Origin of the sequence: Micromonospora sp. WMMD961, assembly GCF_029626145.1 — a bacterium.
GTDB lineage: Bacteria > Actinomycetota > Actinomycetes > Mycobacteriales > Micromonosporaceae > Micromonospora.
In genome coordinates this window covers 4,928,979-4,951,653 of record NZ_JARUBJ010000002.1, presented here as the reverse complement: position 1 = coordinate 4,951,653, position 22,675 = coordinate 4,928,979, and the positions used below count along the sequence as shown (strand labels likewise).

Sequence of the window (22,675 nt, the reverse complement as noted above, 5' to 3'; positions counted from 1 at the left end):
CGGTATCCGCTCGGTGTCCTGTTCTCGGATCGGCGGCGCTCTGGCGCTTGCCGGCGTTGAGGCGCGAACAGTGACGCCACGTCACGCGTAGGGCGTGACACGGCGGCACTGACGAACGGCTGCGGCGGCTGGTGGCATGAAGGGTGGGCCAGCACGGCCGTGGGCTGATACCCCTCGACCGGCTGCACCGCACACCCGAACGCCGCATCCGGCGCAACGCGACCAAGGAGCACGCACCATGAGTGCAACGAGAAGTGGCATGCCGCCCGGCGGGCGCCGCCCTGTCCTTCGGCGGCTCGGTCTTCTGGGGGTCGTCCTCGTGATCTGCGCGTCGTCGGTGGTGGCGTGTACGCCGGGCGGGGACGACGATCAGGGTGACAGCACCTCCGCCAGCGCCGCGTTGCAGCGGTATTACGAGCAGAAGCTGGCGTGGAAGGGGTGTGCCGACTTCGCCACCAGTCCACGTGAGGCGGAGATCTTCGGGAAGGCGCCCGGCGAGTGCGCGTGGCTGCGCGTACCGCTGAACTACGACGACCCCCGGGGAGCGGAGACCACTGTCGCGGTGCTGCGCGTGGCCGCGCGCGGGACGTCGCAGGGTTCGCTGCTGTTCAACCCCGGCGGCCCCGGTGGCTCCGGCCTCCTGGGCGGTCTGGGTGTCGTGGCGCAGATGACGAAGAGCCGCATCACCGAGCGGTTCGACGTGGTCGGCTTCGACCCGCGCGGTGTCGGCGCGACCAAGCCTGCGGCCGATTGCTACACCGAGGGCGGCACGAGCCGGGGCGACGAGGTCTTTCCGCTGATGACCATGACCGCCTCGCTGACGGAGGAGGACACCCGCGCGGTGTTCGACCGGTGCGCCGAGGGCTCCGGGGGTGTCGAGGCGCTCACCCAGATGGGTACGCGCACGACCGCTCGGGACATGGACGTGCTGCGGGCGGCGCTCGGCGAGGAGAAGCTGACGTTCCTCGGCCAGAGTTACGGCACCCGGTTGGGGGCGGTGTACGCGGAGCAGTTCCCGCAGCGGATACGGGCGATGGTCCTCGACGGCGCGGTCGATCCGACCCTGGGCACGATCGAACGTCGGCTCGCCGCGTACGGGGGCTTCCAGCAAGCATTCGAGGCGATGGCGGCCGCCTGCGCGAAGGCGGCAAACTGCCCGCTCGGGACGGACCCCACGGCGTGGACGACGAACTTCCAGGCGATCGTCCGGCCGCTTCGGGACAAGCCGGTGCCCGCCCTCGATCAGCAACTCGACTTCGACAACGCGCTCGGCGGGGTGATCGCGGGCCTGTACAGCCCGGACAAGTGGCCCACCGTCGTGAGCGGTCTGGAGCAGGTGCGGCAGGGGCGTGGCGACAAGCTGCTGGAGCTGACCTACGACTTCGAAGGTGGTGAGCCCAACTCGGTGGTGAACGGCAACTTCACCGAGGCGGCGTTCGCGATCAACTGCATGGACGAGCAACGCCTCAGCCCGGCCGACATCGCCCGGCTGCGCGCGAAGACCTACGAGGTCGCGCCCTTCATGAACCCCGGCGGAGACCCCGCGGCAGGTGCCCGGGACGGATGCGAGTTCTGGCCCGCCCCACCGACACTCGGAATCCCGTACGCGCAGAACGTCAAGGGCCTGCCGGACACGCTCGTCATCTCGATCACGGGTGATCCCACCACCCCGCACCAGGGCGCCATCCGCCTCGCCGACACCCTGGGCAGCGCCCTGCTCACCGTCGAGGGCGAGGGACACACAGTGGTCTCCTCGGGGAAGAGCACCTGCGTCGACACCATCGCAGCGGACTACCTCGTCGACCTCAAGCTGCCACCGAAGATGCCCACCTGCACCGTCTGAGACCCGGCCCGGAGGAGCTGGTGCGCCGGCACGGCCCAGCTCGCCTTTCGTCCTGCCCTCGGCCAGGTTCGCGAGTCTGCGCCCACCGGAGAGGTATTCGCCGGTGGGCGCAGACCTGGTGGTGTCAGTCGACGACGATGACTGTCTTGCCGAGCAGCTTGCCGCTGCTCGCGTCCTCGTGCACGGTCGGCAGCTCCTGCAGCGGACGGCGGTCGGCGATGTGCAGCCGGAGCCGGCCGTTGTCTACCCGGGAGACGAGGTCGGCCAGGTGCGAGGCGTCGGGACTGACCCAGACGCCGGCCGTGCGTACCGAACGTGCGTCATCGGCTGGCACCGCGCCGGCGGAGCTGACGACGATCCCACCGTCGGCCGCGTAGGCGGTCAGCTTCGCCAGGTCCTCGGGGGCCAGACGCACGTGGTTCACCACCACGTCGAAGGGGCCACCGATCGCTGCCGGGCCCGCGTCGAGCTCCAATGGGCCGACGACCTTGTCCGCGCCATAGCTGCGCAGGCGGTCAGCGTGTTGGGGTCCGTCGACGGCGGTGACCCTCGCGTCGGCGTCGGCGGCGAGCTGGACCACGATGCTGCCCACCGCACCGCCTGCGCCGTTGACGAGAACGCGTTGTCCGGCCCGGACGCCGGCGAGTTCGATGGCCGCCTGGCGAGCGGCCAGCCCGGTCAGGGGTAGTGCGGCGGCGTCGGTCAGCGCGATGGTGCGGGGAGCGGCGGTCACCAGGTCGGCTGCTATGACCGCGTACTCGGCGGCCCCGCCGTGCTGGTCCAGGGGGAACATGGCGATGACCTGATCACCGACCTGCAGTCCGTGGACGTCGGTGCCGAGTTCGGTGATGGTTCCGGCGACGTCGAGGCCCGGGGTGATCGGTAGCGGGGTGGGGATCATCTCGGCGAGCACACCGAGCCGGATGTGGTCGTCGACGGGGTTGAACGAGGTGGCGGCCACCTTGACCAGTACCTGGCCGGCCGCGGGAACTGGGCGCTGCACGTCCTCGTGACGCAGAACCTGGTTGCTGCCGAACTCGTGGTATCGAATCGCTTTCACTGCAACTCTCCTGCTGGTGTTCGTGGTGATGGGGGCGCCAAGGCACCCGCTTTACTTGACTAGGCAACTCCGAGCGGGCTCGCCTCACTTAACTGGGCAAGTTAGGTTGAGTCTCGCTCACTTGCCTAGGCAAGTCAACGGGTCGGGTCATGACGTCCGTTACACGGGCCCGGCTGTGCGACGATGAGGCTGTGAGTTGCCCGGTCAAGTAAGCTGCGCGTCATGACCGGCTCCGCCCAATGGCTCGACGACGAGCAGCAGAAGCTGTGGCAGGACCTGCTCACCGTGGTGATCGCGCTTCCCACGCTGCTGGACCGTCAGTTGCAACGGGACGAGGGCATATCGAACTTCGAGTACAGCGTGCTGGCGCGGCTGTCGATGACCGAAACGCGCACGATGCGGCTCAGCGATCTGGCGCTGCTGTGCAACAGCACGCTACCGAGGCTGTCCAAGCTGATGGTCCGTTTCGAACGGCACGGGTGGATCACCCGGCGCCCCGACCCGGACAACGGCCGTTACACCCTCGCGACGCTGACGGACGCCGGCCTGAAGAAGGTCGCGGACAGTGCCCCGGCTCACGTCGACCAGGTCAGGCAGTTGGTGTTCGACCCGCTCACCACCGCACAGCAACGCCACCTCGCCGCCGCGCTGGCCCGCATCGTCGCCCCGATGCGCGAGCAACTCGACGGCCGTTAGGCCGACGCCGGCTCCCGTCAGGATCCCGCCCACGCCAGCTCCGACGCCCAGCGCCTCGGTCACGCCCACCGCGCCCGCCCCGAGCCCGACGCCGTCCCATCGGACTCCCCGCTCGTGACGGTCCGCCTGGATCCCGTACAGCTTCCGCTGGTGGGTGGGCTGCTCTGCCCCGTCCCAGACGCCGTGGCCACCTTCCGTCGCAGATGGTGGCAGTGGTCATTCACCCAGCCGGGGATCGCGATCCTCGGCTGGTGTATCAGGGTATGAACTGCGGCACCACGTCGGCGAGTGCGTGGTCGAGGATTTCCAGGCCCAGGTCCAGTTCTGCGTGGCTGGAGGTGAGCGCTGGCGCGATGCGGAAGACGCCGCCCATGCCCGGCAGCTGCACCACGTTCATGTGCAGGCCCAGCTCCAGGCAACGCCCTGTCACTGCGGCGCCCAGCGCGTCGGCCGGTCGCTTCGACTCCCGGTCACCGACCAGCTCGAGCCCGACCAACAGCCCGCGGCCGCGCACGTCGCCGACCACCGGGTGCCGTTGGCTGATCTCCTGAAGCCCCTTGCGCAGGTACGCGCCCAGGTGCGCCGCCTGTTCGTCGAGCCGCTCGGCCTCCAGCACGTCCAGGACCGTGTTGCCGACCGCGGCCACCAGCGGGTCCGAGACGTGCGTGGTGAAGAAGAGGAAGCCGCGCTCGTGCGCCGTCTGTTCGATCTCCGGGCTGGTCACCACGGCGGCCAGCGGCAGGCCGGCGCCGAGCGTCTTGGACAGGGTCAGGATGTCCGGCACGACGCCGTCACGCTGGAACGCGTACCACTCTCCGGTGCGGCACAGCCCGGTCTGCGCCTCGTCGAGGATCAACAGCCCGCCCCGCTCGTGCACCTTGTCGCGCAGCGCCGCGAGGTATCCCGGCGGCAGGTCGATCACCCCGCCGGAGCTGAGGATCGGCTCGACGACGCACGCCGCCAGGCTGCCCACCGACTGGGCGTCGAACAGCTCGAACGCGAACTCCAGCTGACGCCGCCAGTCCAGCTCGCCGCTGGGAAGGGTGAAGTCGGGCCGGTACGCGTTCGGCGTGGGGATCGCGAAGTTGCCGGGCGCCGCCGGCCCGTACCCCTTGCGCCCTGAGCTGTAGGTGGCGCTCGCCGCAGCCTGCGTCATCCCGTGCCAGGACCGGGCGAACGAGATGATCTCGTGCCGGCCGGTGACCAGCTTCGCCATCCGGATCGCGGCCTCGTTGGACTCCGCGCCGGTGGTGAGCAGCAGGACCTTGTCCAGCGGTGCGGGCAGCGAGCCGGCGAGGCGGCGTGCCAGCTCGACCACGGGCCGGCTCAGCATGCCACTGAACAGATGGTCGAGAGTGGCTGCCTGCCGCTGGATCGTGGCTACGACGGCCGGGTGGGAGTGGCCGAGGATCGCGCTCATCTGCCCCGAGGTGAAGTCGAGCAGGCGGCGGCCGTCGGCGGTGAAGACGAAACTGCCCTCGGCGCGGTCGATGATCTCACGGACGAAGCTGCCCGCGCCGATGTAGCGGACCAGGTGACGATCGGCGTCGGACCAGAACGAATCAGCCATGGACCGACGCTAGGCAGCCCGGACAGGCACGTCCATCGCACATTTCCGCTGTCGCTGTTAAGCAAAGCCGTACAGTCGGCGGTCATGACGCTGAATCCATGGCGGCTGCGCCTGCTCGCCGACCTGGCGACCTACGGCACGGTCCGGGCCGTTGCGCAGCGCGGCAACCTGAGCCCGTCGGCGGTGTCACAGCAGCTGACCACGCTGGAGCGGGAGACCCGCACCGCGCTGCTGGAACGCACCGGGCGGCGGGTGCGGCTCACTGCGGCCGGAATGTTGCTCGCCGGCCGGGCTCGGGAGATCCTCGCCGCCATGGACGCGGCCGAGGCGGAGCTGCGCCGCCTCGCCGACGAGCCGGCCGGCACGGTCACCGTGGCCGCGTTCCAGAGTGCCGTGCAGGCCCTCGCCGAACCGGCGCTTGTCCGTCTCGCGGCCCGACACCCGGACGTGAGCGTGGTGTTGCTGGAGCTGGAGCCGCACGAGAGCATGCCGGCGCTGCGTCGCGGCGACGTCGATCTGATCATCACGACGGCCGACTTCGCCGGCGCCGAGCTCTCCCCGGAGATCCACCTGGTGCCGCTCGCCACCGACCCGATCGTGCTCGTGCTGCCCCCGGAACATCCGCTGACCAGCGCCGAGTCGGTCGACCTGGAGGCGTGCGCGCAGCAGCGCTGGACGTTCGACGTCGCCGGCTCGTACATGTCCGAGCTGTCCACCCGACTGTGCCGGGAGGCCGGCTTCGAGCCCGTCGTGATCTGTCGGTTCAACAACTACATGCTGGCGCTCCAGCACGTGGAGAACGATCGCTCGATCACCATGCTGCCGAGGCTGGCGGTGGACCCGCGATACCGGGTGGTGACCCGACCGCTGAGCCCGCCGTTGACCCGGCGCATCACCGCCGGGGTCCGGCGGCCGGCCGCGTCACGCCCCGAGGTGACGGCCGTGCTCAATGCCCTGAGAGCGGCTGACTGACCTGAGGACCTGCCTGTCTAGGGGATCGGCCCGTCGTAGTCCATCCAGAAGTCGACGGCGTCGGAACGGGGGCGCGGTGCCATCCCGCTGCGGCCAGCGAACTCCATGACGTGGTCGGGCGCTTGCTCGACCGTCGGCCAGGCCGGCAGGCCCGGTGCGTTGGGGTCGCCGGTGCGGACGAAGCTGACCCAGTACGCGCTCATCTGGTCGCGGAGCCGGTAGTCGGCCTCCGTGTAGTCGGCGGCGCTGTCGGCGCCGAGGTTGTCGTACGCGTACGCGACCTCCGCGCCGTGGTAGGCGCCGTACTTCTCAAGGCCCTTCTCGGGAGGGACGTGTGAGAAGAAGTAGAGGTAGGCGTCCGACTCACCCGTCTGCGTCTGCAGCTGAGCCCAGCGCCGCATGGCTCGGGTCATGATCTTGTCGGTTTCGGCCCGCAGGCGCGACTCGAGAACCTGCTGCGCTGTCTCCCCCGGATACAGATCGAGGAACCGATCCGCATCTGCACCGTATGTCTCGCGTGCGGACGACCGGTACTCGTCGACGTCCGTGTCCGGTGGGCTGGCCAGCGCGAGCGAGGCCTCGTCCGCGTTGCTGCCGACCAGGGTCGGCACGTCCAGTTGCTCTCCGGACGCGTAGGTCTCCGCCGGCGATCGCGTGAGCACGTGGCCGTCGACGGAGGGCTGCCAGTGCGCATCGAGCGTGCCCGCCGCGTCCAGGACGCGCTCGACGGGCATGTCGCGCATCTCCTCGATGGTCGCCCCACCCAGCTGCTCGCTCAGGCGGCGGCCGGCATCCTCCGCCGCCTCGCGCGTGTCAGTCTGGTCGCCCCGCTCGGTGTTCCCCGTGGTGCCCATGCACGCTCCGCTGCCGGCGATGATGCCGTCCACGAGGTCTTCGGCGAGTGGTGTGGCACCCAGGATGCAGACGCTCTCGCCACCGGCGGATTCGCCCGCGATCGTGACCTGGTCGGGGTCGCCACCGAATGCCGCGATGTTGTCGCGCACCCACGCCAGGGCGGCGATCTGGTCGAGGATCCCGTAGTTGCCCGACGCGTCGTGCGCGGACTCGGCGGACAGTTCGGGATGGGAGAGGAACCCGAGTACCCCCAACCGGTAGTTGATGGTGACGGTGATCACCTCGCCGCGGGAGGCGAGCGCCTCGCCGTCGTAGAGGGGGAGGGCGCCGGAGCCGGTCGCGAAGCCGCCACCCGGGATGTAGACGAGCACGGGAAGGTCCGCCGAGGCGGGTGTCGTACTGCGCCAGATGTTGAGGGAGAGACTGTCCTCGCTCACGGGATACGGATTGAGGAACGTGCCTTCCAGGGGCACCTCCACGATCTGCGAGAGCGCCCGCGTGAAGAACGTGGAGGTGCCCTGAACCGGAACGGCGGAGAACCGGTCCGCGGTGAACACCCCCTCGCGCGGCTTCGGCGGCTCAGGCGCACGCCAACGCAGATCCCCCACCGGAGCCTGCGCATACGGGATGCCCGCGAAGACCTCGACGGTGCGCTCGTCGTTGTAGACGCCGGTGACCGGCCCCTGCCGCGTCTGCACCGGCCCGGACGGCGAGCGGTCCTCGCCGCCTGCGATACGGGTCTGTGGCGGTGGATACGCGAACACCGCCGCCCCGAGGACGAGCGTCCCGGCGAGCAGCCACGCACCTGTCCGGAGCAGCGCGTGCCCTCGGGCCCACGAGCGCACTGTCGCACCGAGCACGACGAGCAGCCCCACGACAAGTACCCAACCCCACCACGGACTCCGGTTGAGCCACGCGAGCACGAACGCGATAGCCGTCAGCGGGAACAGGGGAACCCAGGGGAGGAGGGACCGCGCAAACCGTCGGCGCCCACCAGACCCGGCACCCTCCGGGACGACAGCGACTGGGCGCTGTTGCTGCTCGCTTCCCACTCTTCACTCCTGTTGCTGAATCGAGAACCGACACATGTGCTTCACCAGCGGGCGCACGGTGACGCGGTGGTCCTCGGCGGGGTTCCCAGGGCAAGAGTCGGCCGGCGATGGTGACCCCCGGCCCGGGTGTGGTCGACATGCACCAATGACAGCGCGGACGCGGTCGACCGATCAGTGGCGCCATGTCACAACCGCGTATGACGTGTGCCACTGGTAGTGGGCCCGGGCTGGCGGATACCCGACTTCGGCCCCGGCGAACGCGTGCTCTCGCAGCCGCTCGGTCTGCGCGGTGTCGGCCGCCTGGTCCCTGACGTGCCCAGTGATCAGCGGCGGCGCAGTGCCGGCTCGAGCAGGGCGGGCGGGGTGTCGTTCTTCTCATCGGCGGCGAGGTCGACTCCGGGAGCCACGATCGCGTCGATCGCGTCCAGCACGTCGGCCGAGAGCACCGTGTCCGCGGCGGCGAGCTGCGAGCTGAGGTGGTCCATCGTGCGGGGGCCGATGATCGCGCTGGTCACACCCGGATGCGCGGTGACGAAGCCGAGCGCCAGCTGGATCATGCTCAGGCCAGCCTCGTCGGCAACCGTGGCGAGCTGCTCGACGGCGTCGAGCTTGGCGCGGTTGGCGGGGATGCCGACGTCGAAGCGTTGCCGCATGAAGCCCGAGCGATTCGTGCTGATGTCCTGGCCGGCGCGGATCGCGCCGGACAGCCAGCCCGATGCCAGCGGGCTCCAGGCGAGCACGCCCATGCCGTACTCCTGGGTCGCGGGCAGCACGTGGGTCTCGATGCCACGCTGCAGGATCGAGTAGTTCGGCTGCTCGGTCACGTAACGGCTCAGACGTCCCTCGCGGGCGGCCCACTGCGCCTGCACGATGCGGTAGGCGGGGAAGGTCGAGGAGCCGAAGTAGCGGATCTTGCCCGCGAGCTGGAGGTCCGTCAGCGCCGACAGCGTCTCGTCGTCGCTGGTCGTCGGATCCCACCGGTGCATCTGGTAGAGGTCGACGTGGTCGACGCCGAGGCGGCGCAGACTGTTCTCCAGCGCGGTGACCAGCCAGCGGCGCGAGCCGCCCCGCTGGTTGCGGTCGTCGCCCATCGGCAGGGTCGCCTTGGTGGCCAGGACGACGTCGTCGCGGCGGCCGACGATGGCCTTGCCGACCATCTCCTCGGACTGGCCGCCGCTGTAGGCGTCGGCGGTGTCGATGAGATTGACCCCCGCCTGGAGCGCCGCGTCGACGATGGCGGTGGCATCCTCCTGGGTGGTGTTGCCGATCTTGCCGAAGTTCATCGCGCCGAGTACGAGGGTGCTGACCTGCACACCAGTGCGACCCAGGGTGCGGTACTGCATGGCTGTTTCTCCTTCACGTCCGGCGGTCCACGGTTTGGTGGCAGCCCGCCCGGTTCATTATGCTGAGCAAGCGGAACGCTGTTCCGATAGCCAACATACGGAACAACGTTCCGGATGACAAGGGGAGTGACGGAGGTAACGCGACGTGGCCGACATCGACAGTGGCTCGGAGCAACCGGTCCCGCGCAAGCGGGCCGACGCCCGGCGCAACGAGAGGGCCCTGCTCGACGCTGCCGCTGCGGCGTTCGTCACCTCCGGCGTCGACGTCCCCGTGCGGGACATCGCCGTACGGGCGGGCGTCGGCGTGGGCACGATCTACCGCCACTTCCCCAGCCGGGCCGACCTCATCGTCGCCGTCTACCGACACCAGATCGAGGCGTGCGCCGAGGCGGGACCGGCCCTGCTGGCCGACAGCGACACACCGCACGCCGCCCTGGCGCAGTGGATCGACCTGTTCGTCGACTTCCTGGTCACCAAGCACGGTCTCGCCGCTGCGCTACAGTCCGACGACGCCGCCTTCCAGACCCTGCACGCCTACTTCATCGACCGGCTCGTCCCGGTCTGCGACCAGCTCCTCGCCGCCGCCGTCGCCGCCGACGAGATCCGCCCCGACATGGACGCCTACGAGCTGCTGCGCGGCGTCGGCAATCTCTGCATCGGCGCGGGCAACGATCCCCGTTACGACGCACGCCGCCTGGTCGGCCTCCTCGTCGCCGGGCTTCGCGCCCGTTAGTGCGGTGTCCACGAAGTTCACCGGTGTCGGAGCCGTCGATTCACCGGCGGCGTGCGGTTGCCTGTCTCGGGCGCCGTACGACCTCAAGCTGCCGGCAAGGATGCCCACCTGCTCGGTCTGACACCCGGCCCCGAGGGTCTGGCGGGGGCCTTTCGACCGCCAGCTCCTCCGGGGACGCCGGGTTCCTCAGGGTCGGAGCGAGCACAGCATCAGCGCGGGATGGCGCGGGGAATCCGCGCGCCGTCGGGGTCAGCGGCTAGGACGACCCGGCTCGCCCGGCTGACCAGACCGTGATGACCGGTTTGCCCGGCGGGTGGCCGGTTCCACGGCCGCCAGCGCTTCGGCGCTCTGGCCGAGGTCGAACATGCGGTGGCGTCGGCGGCGCCGAGAGCAGCCGCCCGAGTCGTCCCGCTTGATCATCTCCGAGGTCCGGCCGCTGCGTGGTGGTCTGCTTGTCTCAACCGTCGATCGCGGCCATGTCGGCCTCGTCGTGGCGCTCGCCGGACGCCGGCGTCAGGCTGTTCAGCCGGGCGATCTGGCCTGCGGTGAGACGGATGCTGTCGGCGGCGACGTTCTCCTCCAGCCGGTGGACACGCTTGGTGCCCGGAATCGGCGCGATCCCCTCGCCCTGAGCGAGCAGCCAGGCCAGGGCGATCTGTGCCGGCGTGGCCCCTACCTCGTCGGCGATGTCGCGGACCTCGTCGACGATGCGCAGGTTGCGCGCGAAGTTGTCACCGGTGAACCGGGGGTTGGTACGCCGCCAGTCGGTGGCGTCGAGGTCGTCGAGGGAGCGGATGTCACCGGTGAGGAAGCCGTGCCCGAGCGGCGAGTAGGGCACCAGGCCGATCCCGAGTTCCCGCAGCGTGGGTAGCACGTCGGTTTCGGGGTCGCGGGTCCACAGCGAGTACTCCGTCTGGACGGCGGCCACCGGATGGACCGCGTGGGCCCGTCGGATCGTCGTCGCGGATGCCTCCGAGAGGCCGATGTGGCGCACCTTGCCCTCGGCGACAAGGTCGCGCAGCGCTCCTACCGTCTCCTCGATGGGGGTCTGGCGGTCCACCCGGTGCTGGTAGTAGAGGTCGAGGTGGTCGGTGCCGAGCCGCCGCAGCGACCCGTCCACGGCCGCGCGGATGGTGGCCGGACTGCTGTCCGGACCGGGCCTGCCGGTGTGCGAGACGAGACCGAACTTGGTGGCCAGGACCACCTCGTCCCGGCGGCCCCTGATGGCGCGGCCCACCAGTTCCTCGTTGACGTACGGCCCGTACACCTCGGCGGTGTCCAGATGCGTGACGCCGAGGTCCAGGGCGCGCTGGATGGTGCGGATCGACCCGGCGTCGTCGTGGCCGGCGCCGGTGTAGAAGACCGACATTCCCATGGCGCCGAGACCGATGCGGGAGACCTCGAGGTCTCCCAGCAGTGTGGTGTGCATCAGCTGGTCCTTCCGTGGATGGACGGCCGGTCCGCGCCCCCGAGGAGGCACACCCGGTTGAACTTGACCCATCAAGTTATAGTCGGCGGAACTTGAAACGTCAACAAGTGCCCTGTATCGTTCTCCTCATGGTCAAGAAGGGAACGGGGAGGTCTGCTCGACCCGTTGATGAAACGCGGTGGCTGAGTGACGACGAGCGGGCGGCCTGGCTGGCCAACTCGGCGATCATGATCAGCCTGCCGGCTGCCCTGGACGCACGGATGCAACGCGAGTCCCAGCTGACCTTCTTCGAGTACATGGTGCTCTCGGTTCTCTCCGAGGAACCGGAGCGCACCATGCAGATGAGCCGCCTCGCCGCTCGTACGGCGGCGTCGCTGTCCCGCCTGTCACACGTCGTCGAGCGGCTGGAGAAGCGCGGGCTGCTCGCCCGGGCCCGGGTCCCTGGCGCTGGCAGGCGCACCAACGCCGTGCTGACCGAGGTCGGCTACGAGGCGGTCGTGGCCGCGGCGCCGCGGCATGTCGCGGCGGTTCGGGAATACCTGATCGACCAGCTCGAACCCCACGAGTTGGCGACGTTGACGCGCATCGGCGCTGCGGTCGCCGCCGCCGTCAACCGCCCCGCGGCGTCGTCCGAACCGGCCGCGCAGTAGCCGCCGGCGGCCCGGGCTCAGCGCATCGGGTAACGCTCGGCGAACTTCCACCCGCTGGCGCTGGCCCGTACTCTCCGCCAGCGACGGAGGTCGCCCGTCGCGAAGACGTCGGGTGGGCCGCGGCGAGCCACGGGTGACCATGCCTGATCAGCATGGACATCGCCGTTTCCGTCTTCGACCGCATGCCGGATCCCTGCCACTGTCGAGTCCTGTCCGACCGGCGCCGCGCGCGCCGGACCACGGCACCGACAAGGAGCGATCATGGTGCTTTCGACACGCCGTCTGGTGGCGGCGGTGGCAGTGCTGTCCCTGGCCGGCTGCGGCCCCGCCGATGCCGCCGAGCCACCGGCACCCGACCGTACGGCGACGGCCACCGCCTCCACCGCCGCCGACCCGGACCGCGAGTTCCGGCGACTGGAGGAGAGGTTCGACGCGCGGCTGGGGGTCCACGCGATCGACACCGGCACCGGTCGCACCGTGCGGTACCGGGCCGACGAGCGGTTCGCGTACACGTCGACGTTCAAGGCGCTGGCCGCCGCCGAGGTCCTCGACGAGACCACCGACGCCGAGTTGGAGCGGGTGGTCCGGTACTCGGCGGACGACCTGGTGACCTACTCGCCGATCACGGAGCAGCACGTCGCCGAGGGCATGACGCTGCGGGCGATCGCCGACGCGGCCGTGCGGTACAGCGACAACACCGCCGGCAACCTGCTGTTGCGCCAGCTCGGCGGACCGCAGAAGTTCGAGAAGGAACTGCGCGAGGTGGGGGACAAGGTCACCGATCCGGCGCGCTACGAGACCGCGCTCAACGAGGCGAGGCCGGGTGACCGGAGGGACACCAGCACCGCGGCGGCCCTGGCCGAGGATCTGCGGGCGTACGCCGTGGGAGACGCCCTCGAACCGGCGGACCGCGACGTGCTCAACGGTTGGTTGAAGGGCAACACCACCGGCGGCGAACTGATCCGCGCCGGCGTGCCCGACGGCTGGGTCGTGGGGGACAAGACCGGCGCCGGCGGCTACGGCACCCGCAACGACATCGCGGTGATCTGGCCTCCGAACCGCGCGCCGATCGTCCTCGCGGTGCTGTCCAGCCGCGACCAGAAGGACGCCGAGTACGACGACGCCCTGATCGCCCAGGCGGCCGAGGTCGCCATCACCGCGCTGTGACGGCGTGTCGGCCCGCCCAGGGGCGCGCTGACGCCAGCCTGCCTGCTGCACCCGTGTGAATCGAGGTTGCCCAGAATGCCGATACGTAGGCACAGAATCCTGAACAACACCCTGTCGCTGATCGTCTGTGGAGTGTTGGTCGGCGTGGTGGTCGCGGCGGCCGCCTTCCCTCCGTTGGCGCTGTCCGGCATGGGGGCGAAGGCCGGCGCGCAGGCGTTCGGCGCCTTGCCGAGCGAGTTGACGGCGGCCCGCACGCCGCAGCTGAGCTATCTGCTCGCGTCCGACGGCAAGACCCCGCTCGCCACCATGTACGACGAGAATCGGCGCGACGTGAAACTGGGCGACGTGGCGCCGGTGATGCGCGCGGCGATCATCGCGGCCGAGGACCACGACTTCTACCGGCACAATGGGGTCGACCTGGCCGGCGTCGCCCGCGCGTTCGTCAACAACTCCTCCGGCGCCGGGGACCGGCAGGGTGCCTCGACTCTCACCATGCAGTACGTGCGGCTCGCCCTCGCGTACTCGGCGGACCACCCGGCCGACGTGGTCGCGGCGACGGAGGACACCAGCGCCCGCAAGCTGCGCGAGGTGCGGTACGCGCTCCAGGTCGAGAAGGATGTCGCCAAGGACATGATCCTGGAGCGCTACCTGAACATCGCCGCCTTCGGCAACGGTGCGTACGGCGTCTTCGCCGCCAGCCAGGTCTACTTCGGCAAGCCGCCGAGCAGGCTCAGCCTCGCGGAAGCGGCGCTGCTGGCCGGCATGGTGAAGGCACCCACCACCAACGACCCGACCACCCGCAGCGGCCGTCCGCTGGCACTGGAGCGGCGCAACTACGTGCTCGACAACATGGTCACGACCGGCGCCGTCACGCAGCCCGAGGCCGACGCCGCAAGGGCGGAGCCGATGGCGGTCAGGGACCAGCGTTCTCCGAACGGTTGCGTCGCCACGAACGAGAAGGGCTGGGGCTTCTTCTGCGACTACTTCTACCGCTGGTGGATGTCCCAGGAAGAGTTCGGCGCCACCGCGTACGACCGGGAGCGGCTGCTCAAGGGCGGCGGCTACCGGGTGGTCACCACCCTCGACGTTCAGGCGCAGCGCGGTGCCGACCGGGCCGTACGCAAGGCCAAGAGTGAGACCGCCAGGGAAGCCGCCATGGTCGCCGTGGTCGAACCCGGCACCGGCCGCGTCCGCGCCCTCGCGGTGAACCGCACCTTCCGGATCGACGACCCGGAGAATCCGGTCAACAAACCCCACAGCGACCCGGCACAGCGCTCGAAGAACCGGTTGGGAAACTACCCCAACACGGTGAACCCGTTACTCACCGGTGGTGACGGCATCACCGGCTACCAGGCCGGCTCGACCTTCAAGATCTTCACCGTCGTCGCCGCCCTGGAGCAGGGCATCCCCCTCAGCCACACCATCGACTCGCCACAACGCTTCCGGTCGGAGTACGTCATCGACCCCGCCAGTCCCACCGCGTGTCCCGGGACCTCCCGCTACTGCCCCAGGAACGCCGACCACAAGGCCGGTGGCGTGCTGAACATGTGGAGCGCGTTCGCCAGGTCGACGAACACCTACTTCGTCCCACTGCAGCAGCAGGTCGGCGCGGAGAACGTGGTCGACGTGGCCAAGCGGCTCGGCATCCAGTTCCGGGTCACCCGGGAGGACCAGTGGGCCGACGACCGGGCGGCCGCCCACGACTGGGGCGCGTTCACCCTTGGCGTCTCCGCCACGACCCCGCTGGAACTGGCCAACGCGTACGCGACGCTTGCCGCGGACGGCACCTGGTGTGCGCCGACTCCGGTGCAGGAGATCCGCGGCCTGGACGGCAGGACCCTGGACATCGCCGAGCCGCGCTGCGAGAAGCGGGTCGACACCGACGTGGCCCGCGCCGCCGTCGACGTCGCCCGCTGCCCGGTCGGTGACGACTCAGCGACCAGCAGGTGCGGCGGCAGCCGCACGGCCGCGCAGGTGAGGGCCGCGGTGAACGCTCCGGTCGCCGGTAAGACCGGCACCACCGACCTGGAGAACTACGCCTCCATGGTGGCGATGACGAAGCAGTACGCGGTGGCCGGGATCCTTACTGACCCGGATTGGCCGCAGACGACGGTGAAAATGCGGCACCAGCAGCGCGACGGCATCAATCCGCCCGTCTACGAGACCCTGGCGGCGGCGATGCACGGCATGCCCCGCGTCGACTTCCCACCCGCACCGGCGGACCTCGCCGGGTGAGGCAGTCCGGACGCCCACCGAGGAATGTCACGCTGAGGTGGTGACGCGGTGGCACTGCACGCCGGACGCGGTCCGCGCTGGAATGGGATGTCCAGCATCTTCGAAAGGAATCCCCCCGATGAGCGCGCCACGATCCGACGGATCGGCCGTCGACAGTTCCCGGCCCTTCGGTGCCCACCTGCGAATGAGCTGGTGGAAGCCGCTCGTGGTCATCCTGGTGCCGCCGCTGGTGATGCTGCTTCTGCAGGTGGTGCTCTACCAAATCGTGGGCGTCATCGAGGGCAGTGACGACCCGATGTCGGCCGACTTCACGCCGTTGAAGTTGTTGGCCGTCAACATCAGCATCGGCGCGGCGGGCTTATTGGCGATCCTGCTCCTGGTGTGGATGGCCAAGGTGCCGTGGCGGAGCCTGGTCAGCTTTCCCCGGGCCTTCGACGCCCGCCGCCTGACGTACTACCTGATCGCGGCGGCGTTGCTGGTGGGTGCCGGGATCGGTGTCGTGGCGCTGGTCGCGCCCGACTCCCCGGGCTGGACCGCCTTCGGTGTCACCGGCACGACGATCGGGGTGCTGGTGGTCACCGTGCTGAGTACGCCGCTGCAGGCCGCTGGCGAGGAGTTGATGTTCCGCAGCGCCGTGCTGCCCTCCGCCGCGTCCTGGGTGCGTGCGGTCCGCCCCGCCCTGGTCGTCGGGCTCGTCGTCTCCGGCCTGGGCTTCGCCGTGGTCCACGGTTCGACCGACCCCTGGCTGTTCGGCTACTACACGTTCATCGGCGTCAGCACCGGCGTGATGGCCATCATCAGTCGCGGCATCGAGGCGCCGGTCGCCTTCCACGTGGCCAACAACGCCCTGTTCGGGATCGTCAACGCGGTGCTGGCCGACGGCGAGCCCTACGCGATCGACCGGTCCAGCGACTCGGGTGACGCGACGCTGCTGATCCTCGGTGCGGTCAACGTCGCCATGGTGGTGCTGGTCTGGCTGCGCGAGCGGCGAGCCCGGGCCGCGAGCGCGGGCTAACCCCACCAGGGCAGGGTGCCCGTCCGCAGGTGGTCGTGCAGGCTCCGGGCGACCTGGGCCATCGTCGCCTCGCTGCCGGGCTGTGCGACGGCGGGCACCCGGGAGGCGGTGAGCGCGGCGACCGCGTACGACTGCCCGTCAGCATGATCCACCACCCCTACCTCGTGGCGCAGGTGCAGCAGGGTGCCGGTCTTCGACGACCAGCGGGACGCGTCGGAGGTGAAGTCGGGGGCGAGTCGCTGCCGGTGCAGGTTGTCCGCCATCAGCGCCCGTACGCGGGCAGCGGTGCTCTCGCGGATCGTCGAGGGCCGCCAGAGGGCGTGCAGCAGGTCGACGAAGGCCCGTGCCGAACCGGCGTTGGCGCGGGTGACGTCGAGCTGGGCGACGGGATGGCCCTGCCCGGGGGTCGCCGCGCCGATGGCGAGGGAATGGGCCAGGTGCACGTCGTCGGGGCCGAGGCGTTCCGCTGGCGTCTCGGCGAGGTCGCCGACCCGGTGCCGCACGGCGATGCCCTCGATCCGCAGTCGCCGCAGTTCGGCGGCGACCGCAGCCGGCGGGACGAGGTCGAACAGGGCGTCGGCGGCAACTCCGTCACTGACGGCGGTGCTCAGGTAGAGCAGGTCGTCCACGGAGATCCGGGCGGGATGGCGGAAGCGACTGAGCCCGGTCGGGCCGGGCGTGGTGATCCGACCGGGCGCGACGTCGACCGGCGTCGCCGGGTCGAGTTCCCCGCGCCCGATCCCCTCCAGAACGGCGACCGCCAGCGGCACCTTGACCAGCGACGCCGACGGGTACAGGGTTTCGGCGTCGAAGCCGATCTCCTGGCCGGTGTCGAGGTCGCGGACGAGGAAGGAACCGCGCAGTCCTGCCTCGTCGAGCAGGTCACGCGCGTTGCGGACGACGGTGGTGGCGCTCATTCCGCATCTCCTGTCGAGTGGTCAGCGGTTGCGCCACCCCCGGTCGACCCTGGCTGGCCGGCGGCCGCACCCAGGCATCGGGCGACGTCCGCGTACAGGACGGTGCGGAGCTGGTCGAGGTCCTCGCGTGCCCCGGCGGCGACGTCGTAACCCCGTAGGAGCCGCAGGCCGGCGAGGGGGCACCAGTGCAGCGCGAAGTCCTCGGCCTGCTGACGGGAGCACAGCAACAGATCGGGGGAGCCGAGGGCCGCTGCCGCGGCGTCGACGAGGGACTGCGTGACCGACACCTGAGCCGGTGCCAGGCCGGCCGACTGGCCGGCGCGGGTCAGCGGATCCCGCAGGTGCGCGACGTCGTCCTCGGGCTGGATGAGGATCCGGCGGCGTGCCTGCGTACGGGCTCGGCCGGCGCGCAGCGTCTCCAGGAACACCGTCGGCGCCGGGAAGGGAGCCCGGGCAGCCAGTCCGAGCGGCACCCGCCAGAGCGCCGTCGCTTCCGGAACCGCCACGATCCCGGTACCGACCTCAAGGGTCTGGCAGAGCTGTTCGCGCTCCTGCGGACCGGCCGGCCGTACCTCCAGGTGGATCCGCTGCCGTCGGGCCGCGGCCACCAGGGCGGCGAGGCGGTGCGGCGCACAGATTTCGGGTACGGCGACCCGCAGCGGCCGCAACCGGGCCCGCTCGGCGTCGTCGGCCATGGCGTCGGCGAGGTCGACCAGGCGTCGCGCCGTCGGCAGCATGTCCTGCCCGAACGGGGTCAACCGGACCGCGCGGGAGGTCCGGTCGAACAGCCGCGACCCGAAGTGCGCCTCCAGCGCGGCGATGCGGCGGCTGGCCACCGACTGGGGGATTCCCGCCGCTGCGGCACCCGAGGTGAAGCTGCCGTGGCCGCTGACGGCGACGAAGGCCCGACACGCGGCGACGAGGTCCATCCCGCCAACCTATACCCGGAACGCATGGGTGGGGTCGCGGGGATCGAGACCGGCATCGTTCGTCGGCGGCCCGAGACGCCGCCGGACTGACCGACACCCGCATCGCCCGCCTGGCGCTCGGGGTCGGGCCATACGATTCAGCGGGCGCCCAACCAGGAGGACGATTCAGGATGCGGAAAACAACGTCGGCTGCCGCGATCCGGGTGCTGGTGACCGGTGTACGCGGCAAGACGGGCGCACCACTGGCGGAACTGCTCGTGGCGCGGCGAGGCGTCGAGGTGCGCGGCGGCACCAGCGATCCGTCCAGACCCGGCGTCAGGGGCGTGCACCCCACCGCCTTCTCGTGGGACGAACCGTCCGGGTGGGCGGCGGCGACCGACGGTGTCGACGCGGTCTACCTGGTCCGGCCGGACCGCGCGGACGCGCCGGAACTCATCGGCGCGCTGCTGGCCCAGATGTCGCCCCGGACCGAGGTCGTGCTGCTGTCCGACAAGGACGGCGGCCACCCGGGCACTGACCAGCCGGGGCCTGCCGGCTGGGCTCCACGCGTCGAGCGAGCGGTCCGCGACAGCGGGCGTCCCTGGACAATCCTGCGGCCGGGCTGGTTCATGCAGGTCTTCACCGACCCGCGCTTCTACCGTGACCAGATCACCGGTGCCGGACAACTGCCGTTTCCCAGCGGCGACGCCTTGGTGGCCTGGACCGACGCACGGGACATCGCGGCCGTCGCCGAACGGGCTCTGCTCGATGTCGGGCACGCCGGTCAGACGTACCAGATCTCCGGTCCGGAGGCCCTGTCGTTGCCGCGTACCGCAGAGTTGCTCTCCGTCGCGGCGGGACGTCCCGTGACCCACCTGGACGTGACCATCGACGAGGCCGTTGCCGGCTCCGAGGGCTTCGAGCGAGACCTCTCCGCGCTGACGTTCGAGCGTGTTCGCGCCGGCGGTTTCGCCGACGTGACCGACACTGTCGAACACGTCACCGGGCGTCCGGCGCGTACGCTGCAGACCTTTCTCCACGACGCCTTCCGCTCCTGAACCACGGTCCTGGCCGCCGACGGCCCGAGCTGCGGCACCCGCGCGACGGTCGCCGGTCCTCGATGTGCTCAGGTCAACAGGGTCCGCCAGTAGAACCAGAACTGCTCGCCGATGAGCGCGACGACGATGAGGTACCAGGTGGTCAGGACGACCGTGTGGTACCGCAGCAGCGCTGTCCCGCGGGTGGCGAACAGCTGCTCGTGGTGGATGTTGTACAGGGTGACGTACCAGAAGATGGCGATGGTCACGACCCAGACCACCATGCAGTACGGGCACAGCGCGCCGATGCGGTAGAGGCTCTGGAAGATCAGCCAGTGCACGAACCCCAGGCCGAACGCCGCGCCGATCTGCAGGCCGAGCCAGAACCAGCGCGGCAGCCGGGCGCCGGCCAGGACCGCGACCCCGATGGTGGTCACCACGCTGAACCCGATGATGCCGATCAGTGGGTTGGGAAAGCCGAACGCCGCCGCCTGCGGGGTGCTCATCACCGAGCCGCAGGACAGGATCGGGTTGATGCTGCAACTGGGGCGGTAGCTCGGATCGGTGAGCACGTTGATTTTCTCGATGGTCAGGGTCAGCGCGGCAGCTGCACCGATCGCACCGCCGATGGCCAGGACCCAGCCGATGATCCGCGCGGCGAACGGCTCGGCCGGATCCGGCGAGACGCGGATCCGCTCCTGCGCAGTGGTGGCCTGCCGGCTCATCCGGCGAGAGCCGCGTCGACGGCGGTCTTGAGGCCGGCGTACGTGGGCTGGCCGTCGAAGCGTTGGCCGTTGATGAAGAAGGTCGGGGTGCTCTGGACGCCTGCTGCGGTCCCGTCGCTCTGGTCGTCGCGGATGCGGGCAGCGGTGGCCGGGTCGTCGCGGTCGGCGCGGAATTTCGCCATGTCGAGGCCGAGCTGTTGGGCGTAGCCCTCGAAGACGGCCGACTTGTCCTGCTGCTGGCCGCCCCATGTGGACTGGGTCTCGAACAGCTTGACGTACATCTGCTCGAACTTGCCTTGACGGGCTGCGGCCTCGGCAGCGAGGGCGGCGTTCTGTGCGTTGGCGTGCTGGGACAACGGGAAGTTGCGGACCACGTAGGTGATCTTGCCGGCGTACTCCTGACGGAGCTTTTCCACGCCGGGGAACGCCTGCCCGCAGGACGGGCATTCGAAGTCGAGGAATTCGACGATGGTGACCTTGCCGTCGCCGGCGGACGTGAGCCGATGGCTGTCGGCCCGCACGATCCGGTCGCCAGCTGCTTGCTGGGCTTTGTCGCTGCTGTTCTGGACGTAGACGAAGAGCGCTGCGAGGCCGACGAGCACCACTGCCAGGAGGCCGACGGTGATCCTGCTGTTGGTGCTCATGCGTCGGGTACGCATCGACTTGGCGGCTTTGTCGGCGGCCTTCCTGGCGCGGTCCGTTGCGACACCGCCGCTGCGGCCCTCGCCGACGGTCGGCCGGCTGCCGCGGTTGCGCTTCTTGGACATCCGTGGATCCTCCACCCAGTTCTTCGTCGCGCACCGTCCGTCTGCGAACGGGTGCCGACCTGTTGGTCGTGTGGGACGGTGCCGGAGTTCCGGGGGCGGCCGAGGAGGGTCAGACCCGGACCGTCGTCGACCGCCCGCTGACCAGCGGCCGGCCGCCCGTACCTCGACGGGCGGCCGGACCGGTGGGTCAGGAACCGGCGGGCGCCGGAGACGTGGGCGCCTCGGCAGGTCGTCGGCGTCGGGACACCGCGCCGACGACGACGTCGATGACGAGGAAGGCCAGCAGGGTGAGCCCGAACAGCGGCAGCGCCCAGCCGACCGCCGCCACCACGGGTACGCCGATGAGCAGTGCCCAGAGCGGCAGGCCGCGGACACCACCGCGGGCGGGTGGGGTGCCGGTGAGTGCTCGTCGGTCGGTGCGGGTGGGTCGGCGTTGCCACCACATGCGGTAGCCCCAGACGATGACGCAGAGCAGCCCGAGGGCGAGTGCGGCGAGCAGGATCTGGTTGATCGGTCCGAAGAGGATCCCCATGTGGGCTTGGATGCCCAGGCCGCTGAGCTGGGCCAGCAGGGGCCAGTCGGCGAAGTCGCTGCGGGCGGTGACCTGACCGCCGGACGGGTCGACCGCGACGCGGTCCTTGGCGACCGGCCAGGTGTTGTCGACCTGGGTGACGGTCCAGGCCGAGCCGGGCTCGGCGGCCGGGGCGATCTCCACCGGGCCGGAGAGGCCGGCCCCGCGGGCGGCCGCCGCGACGCGGTCGAAGGCTGCCGACTCGACCACGCCTCCGGCTCCGGAGGCACCGTGCTGGTGGCCGCCGCCGCTCTCCGCCGGCTCCGTCGGGACCTCGGTGAGACTGGTGGAGATCTCCGGTGCGCGGGCCTGTAGTGCGTCGAGGCCGGCGCCGAAGTTCGCCCCGGCGTAGCGGGACCAGGTCAGGCCGGTGGCGGAGAGGAAGAGCAGGCCGATGGTGAGCCAGATGCCGGTGGTGGCGTGCCATCCCCGGGTCCGGCGGACACCCTTGCCGGCGGACAGGTCCGGTACGAGCAGGTGCCGGGCGGTGGCGCGGGCGGCGCTGCGGCGACGCCACCACAGGATGACCCCGCCGAGGGCGAGCACCCAGAGCCAGCTCGCCGCCAGCTCGGAGTAGTGCCGGCCCACCACGCCCAGGTGCAGGTTGCGGTGCAGGTCGTCCAGCCAGGTGGTGGCCGGGGTGGAGCCGAACCAGGTGGTGAGCTGCCCCTTGACCTGCGCGGTGTACGGGTCGACGTAGACGGTGTGCTGCTTCTCGCCCAGTTCGGGCAGGGAGAACGTCACCCGGGTGGTCTGGTCGCCGTCGCCGGGCTGCACGGTGGCGATGCTGCCGTCCGGGTGCGCGTTGCGGGCGGCTCCGACCTGCTCGGCCAGGGAGACGGGACGGTCACCTGGCTGCGCGACTGTCAACTGGTCGCCGTAGAGGACCTGGTCGAGCTGCGGGGTGATGGTGAAGGCCAGACCGGTCAGCGCGGCGGTCACCAGGAACGGCGCGACGAGGACGCCGGCATAGAAGTGCAGCCGCAGCAGCAGCGCGCCGAACGGCGACGCGCGCCGGACCGGTCTGGCCGGGGCCACGGTAGTCGTGGAAGGCTCCGGCGTCGCCGCGCCGGACAACTCGGTAAGAGACATAGTGATCCGATCGGGATTAGCGAGAAGCACCGCTAAGG

General features: G+C 70.5%; 18 protein-coding genes and 1 pseudogene. 9 read left to right on the top strand and 10 right to left on the bottom strand.

All coding sequences use genetic code 11. The features are described from left to right. Nucleotides 1–238: 238 nt before the first annotated feature. Nucleotides 239–1,843 carry an alpha/beta hydrolase gene (locus O7614_RS22325; protein ID WP_278140433.1) on the top strand — a complete coding sequence of 535 codons (1,605 nt, stop codon included), beginning with the start codon at nt 239–241 and terminating at the stop codon, nt 1,841–1,843. A 124-nt stretch (nt 1,844–1,967) separates the two neighbouring features. On the opposite strand, the gene O7614_RS22320 is transcribed toward O7614_RS22325, so the two are convergent. Further along, nucleotides 1,968–2,903: an NADP-dependent oxidoreductase gene (locus tag O7614_RS22320; RefSeq protein ID WP_278140432.1), complete on the bottom strand. Its 936-nt coding sequence runs from the start codon at nt 2,901–2,903 to the stop codon at nt 1,968–1,970. 222 nt (nt 2,904–3,125) lie between these two features. Here O7614_RS22320 and O7614_RS22315 point away from each other — a divergent pair, with 222 nt between their 5' ends. Further along, nucleotides 3,126–3,599, top strand: coding sequence for a MarR family transcriptional regulator (locus O7614_RS22315; RefSeq protein ID WP_278140431.1), 474 nt, complete (start codon nt 3,126–3,128; stop codon nt 3,597–3,599). Nucleotides 3,600–3,855: 256 nt separating this feature from the next. Here the strand turns inward: O7614_RS22315 and O7614_RS22310 are convergent, their stop codons facing one another. Further along, a complete protein-coding gene (locus O7614_RS22310) occupies nt 3,856–5,169 on the bottom strand; it encodes an aspartate aminotransferase family protein (RefSeq protein ID WP_278140430.1) in 1,314 nt (437 codons plus the stop codon). 84 nt (nt 5,170–5,253) lie between these two features. Between O7614_RS22310 and O7614_RS22305 the strand changes: the two genes are divergently transcribed. Next, entirely contained in the window at nt 5,254–6,141 is an 888-nt protein-coding gene (locus tag O7614_RS22305; RefSeq protein WP_278140429.1) for a LysR family transcriptional regulator, read from the top strand. Between the two features lie 17 nt (nt 6,142–6,158). Here O7614_RS22305 and O7614_RS22300 read toward each other — a convergent pair whose 3' ends face one another. Beyond that, complete coding sequence (locus tag O7614_RS22300; protein ID WP_278140428.1) at nt 6,159–7,871, bottom strand: carboxylesterase family protein; 1,713 nt, start codon at nt 7,869–7,871, stop codon at nt 6,159–6,161. Between the two features lie 500 nt (nt 7,872–8,371). After that, entirely contained in the window at nt 8,372–9,391 is a 1,020-nt protein-coding gene (locus O7614_RS22295; RefSeq protein ID WP_278140427.1) for an aldo/keto reductase, read from the bottom strand. Between the two features lie 154 nt (nt 9,392–9,545). Here O7614_RS22295 and O7614_RS22290 point away from each other — a divergent pair, with 154 nt between their 5' ends. Next, a complete protein-coding gene (locus tag O7614_RS22290; protein ID WP_278142332.1) occupies nt 9,546–10,124 on the top strand; it encodes a TetR/AcrR family transcriptional regulator in 579 nt (192 codons plus the stop codon). Between the two features lie 457 nt (nt 10,125–10,581). Here O7614_RS22290 and O7614_RS22285 read toward each other — a convergent pair whose 3' ends face one another. Next, a complete protein-coding gene (locus tag O7614_RS22285) occupies nt 10,582–11,553 on the bottom strand; it encodes an aldo/keto reductase (protein WP_278140426.1) in 972 nt (323 codons plus the stop codon). A gap of 128 nt (nt 11,554–11,681) precedes the next feature. Between O7614_RS22285 and O7614_RS22280 the strand changes: the two genes are divergently transcribed. The 4 genes and pseudogenes from O7614_RS22280 to O7614_RS22265 all read left to right on the top strand — a co-directional run bounded on the left by O7614_RS22280 (nt 11,682) and on the right by O7614_RS22265 (nt 16,620). After that, on the top strand, nt 11,682–12,203 hold the full coding sequence (locus tag O7614_RS22280; RefSeq protein WP_278140425.1) for a MarR family winged helix-turn-helix transcriptional regulator: 522 nt from the start codon (nt 11,682–11,684) through the stop codon (nt 12,201–12,203). A 261-nt stretch (nt 12,204–12,464) separates the two neighbouring features. Then, the gene (gene bla / locus O7614_RS22275; protein ID WP_278140424.1) at nt 12,465–13,370 is read left to right on the top strand and encodes a class A beta-lactamase; all 906 of its coding nucleotides are present in this window, start codon (nt 12,465–12,467) and stop codon (nt 13,368–13,370) included. A gap of 75 nt (nt 13,371–13,445) precedes the next feature. After that, nucleotides 13,446–15,593 (top strand): annotated as a pseudogene (locus O7614_RS22270) (transglycosylase domain-containing protein); the annotation flags it as partial. Between the two features lie 130 nt (nt 15,594–15,723). Next, nucleotides 15,724–16,620, top strand: coding sequence for a CPBP family intramembrane glutamic endopeptidase (locus tag O7614_RS22265; RefSeq protein WP_278140422.1), 897 nt, complete (start codon nt 15,724–15,726; stop codon nt 16,618–16,620). On the opposite strand, the gene O7614_RS22260 is transcribed toward O7614_RS22265, so the two are convergent. Both O7614_RS22260 and O7614_RS22255 read right to left on the bottom strand, forming a co-directional pair. Then, complete coding sequence (locus tag O7614_RS22260) at nt 16,617–17,537, bottom strand: serine hydrolase (protein WP_278140421.1); 921 nt, start codon at nt 17,535–17,537, stop codon at nt 16,617–16,619. The two genes, O7614_RS22265 and O7614_RS22260, sit on opposite strands and share 4 nt — an antisense overlap. Then, nucleotides 17,534–18,466 carry a LysR family transcriptional regulator gene (locus O7614_RS22255; protein ID WP_278140420.1) on the bottom strand — a complete coding sequence of 311 codons (933 nt, stop codon included), beginning with the start codon at nt 18,464–18,466 and terminating at the stop codon, nt 17,534–17,536. Before O7614_RS22255 ends, O7614_RS22260 begins: the two co-directional genes overlap by 4 nt. A 170-nt stretch (nt 18,467–18,636) precedes the next feature. On the opposite strand from O7614_RS22255, the gene O7614_RS22250 reads away from it, so the two are divergent. Next, nucleotides 18,637–19,503: an NAD(P)H-binding protein gene (locus tag O7614_RS22250; protein ID WP_278140419.1), complete on the top strand. Its 867-nt coding sequence runs from the start codon at nt 18,637–18,639 to the stop codon at nt 19,501–19,503. A 68-nt stretch (nt 19,504–19,571) separates the two neighbouring features. On the opposite strand, the gene O7614_RS22245 is transcribed toward O7614_RS22250, so the two are convergent. The 3 genes from O7614_RS22245 to O7614_RS22235 all read right to left on the bottom strand — a co-directional run bounded on the left by O7614_RS22245 (nt 19,572) and on the right by O7614_RS22235 (nt 22,637). Then, on the bottom strand, nt 19,572–20,207 hold the full coding sequence (locus O7614_RS22245) for a vitamin K epoxide reductase family protein (protein ID WP_278140418.1): 636 nt from the start codon (nt 20,205–20,207) through the stop codon (nt 19,572–19,574). Beyond that, complete coding sequence (locus tag O7614_RS22240; RefSeq protein ID WP_278140417.1) at nt 20,204–20,974, bottom strand: thioredoxin domain-containing protein; 771 nt, start codon at nt 20,972–20,974, stop codon at nt 20,204–20,206. Before O7614_RS22240 ends, O7614_RS22245 begins: the two co-directional genes overlap by 4 nt. A gap of 187 nt (nt 20,975–21,161) precedes the next feature. Then, entirely contained in the window at nt 21,162–22,637 is a 1,476-nt protein-coding gene (locus O7614_RS22235; protein WP_278140416.1) for a PepSY-associated TM helix domain-containing protein, read from the bottom strand. Between the last annotated feature and the right edge of the window lie 38 nt (nt 22,638–22,675).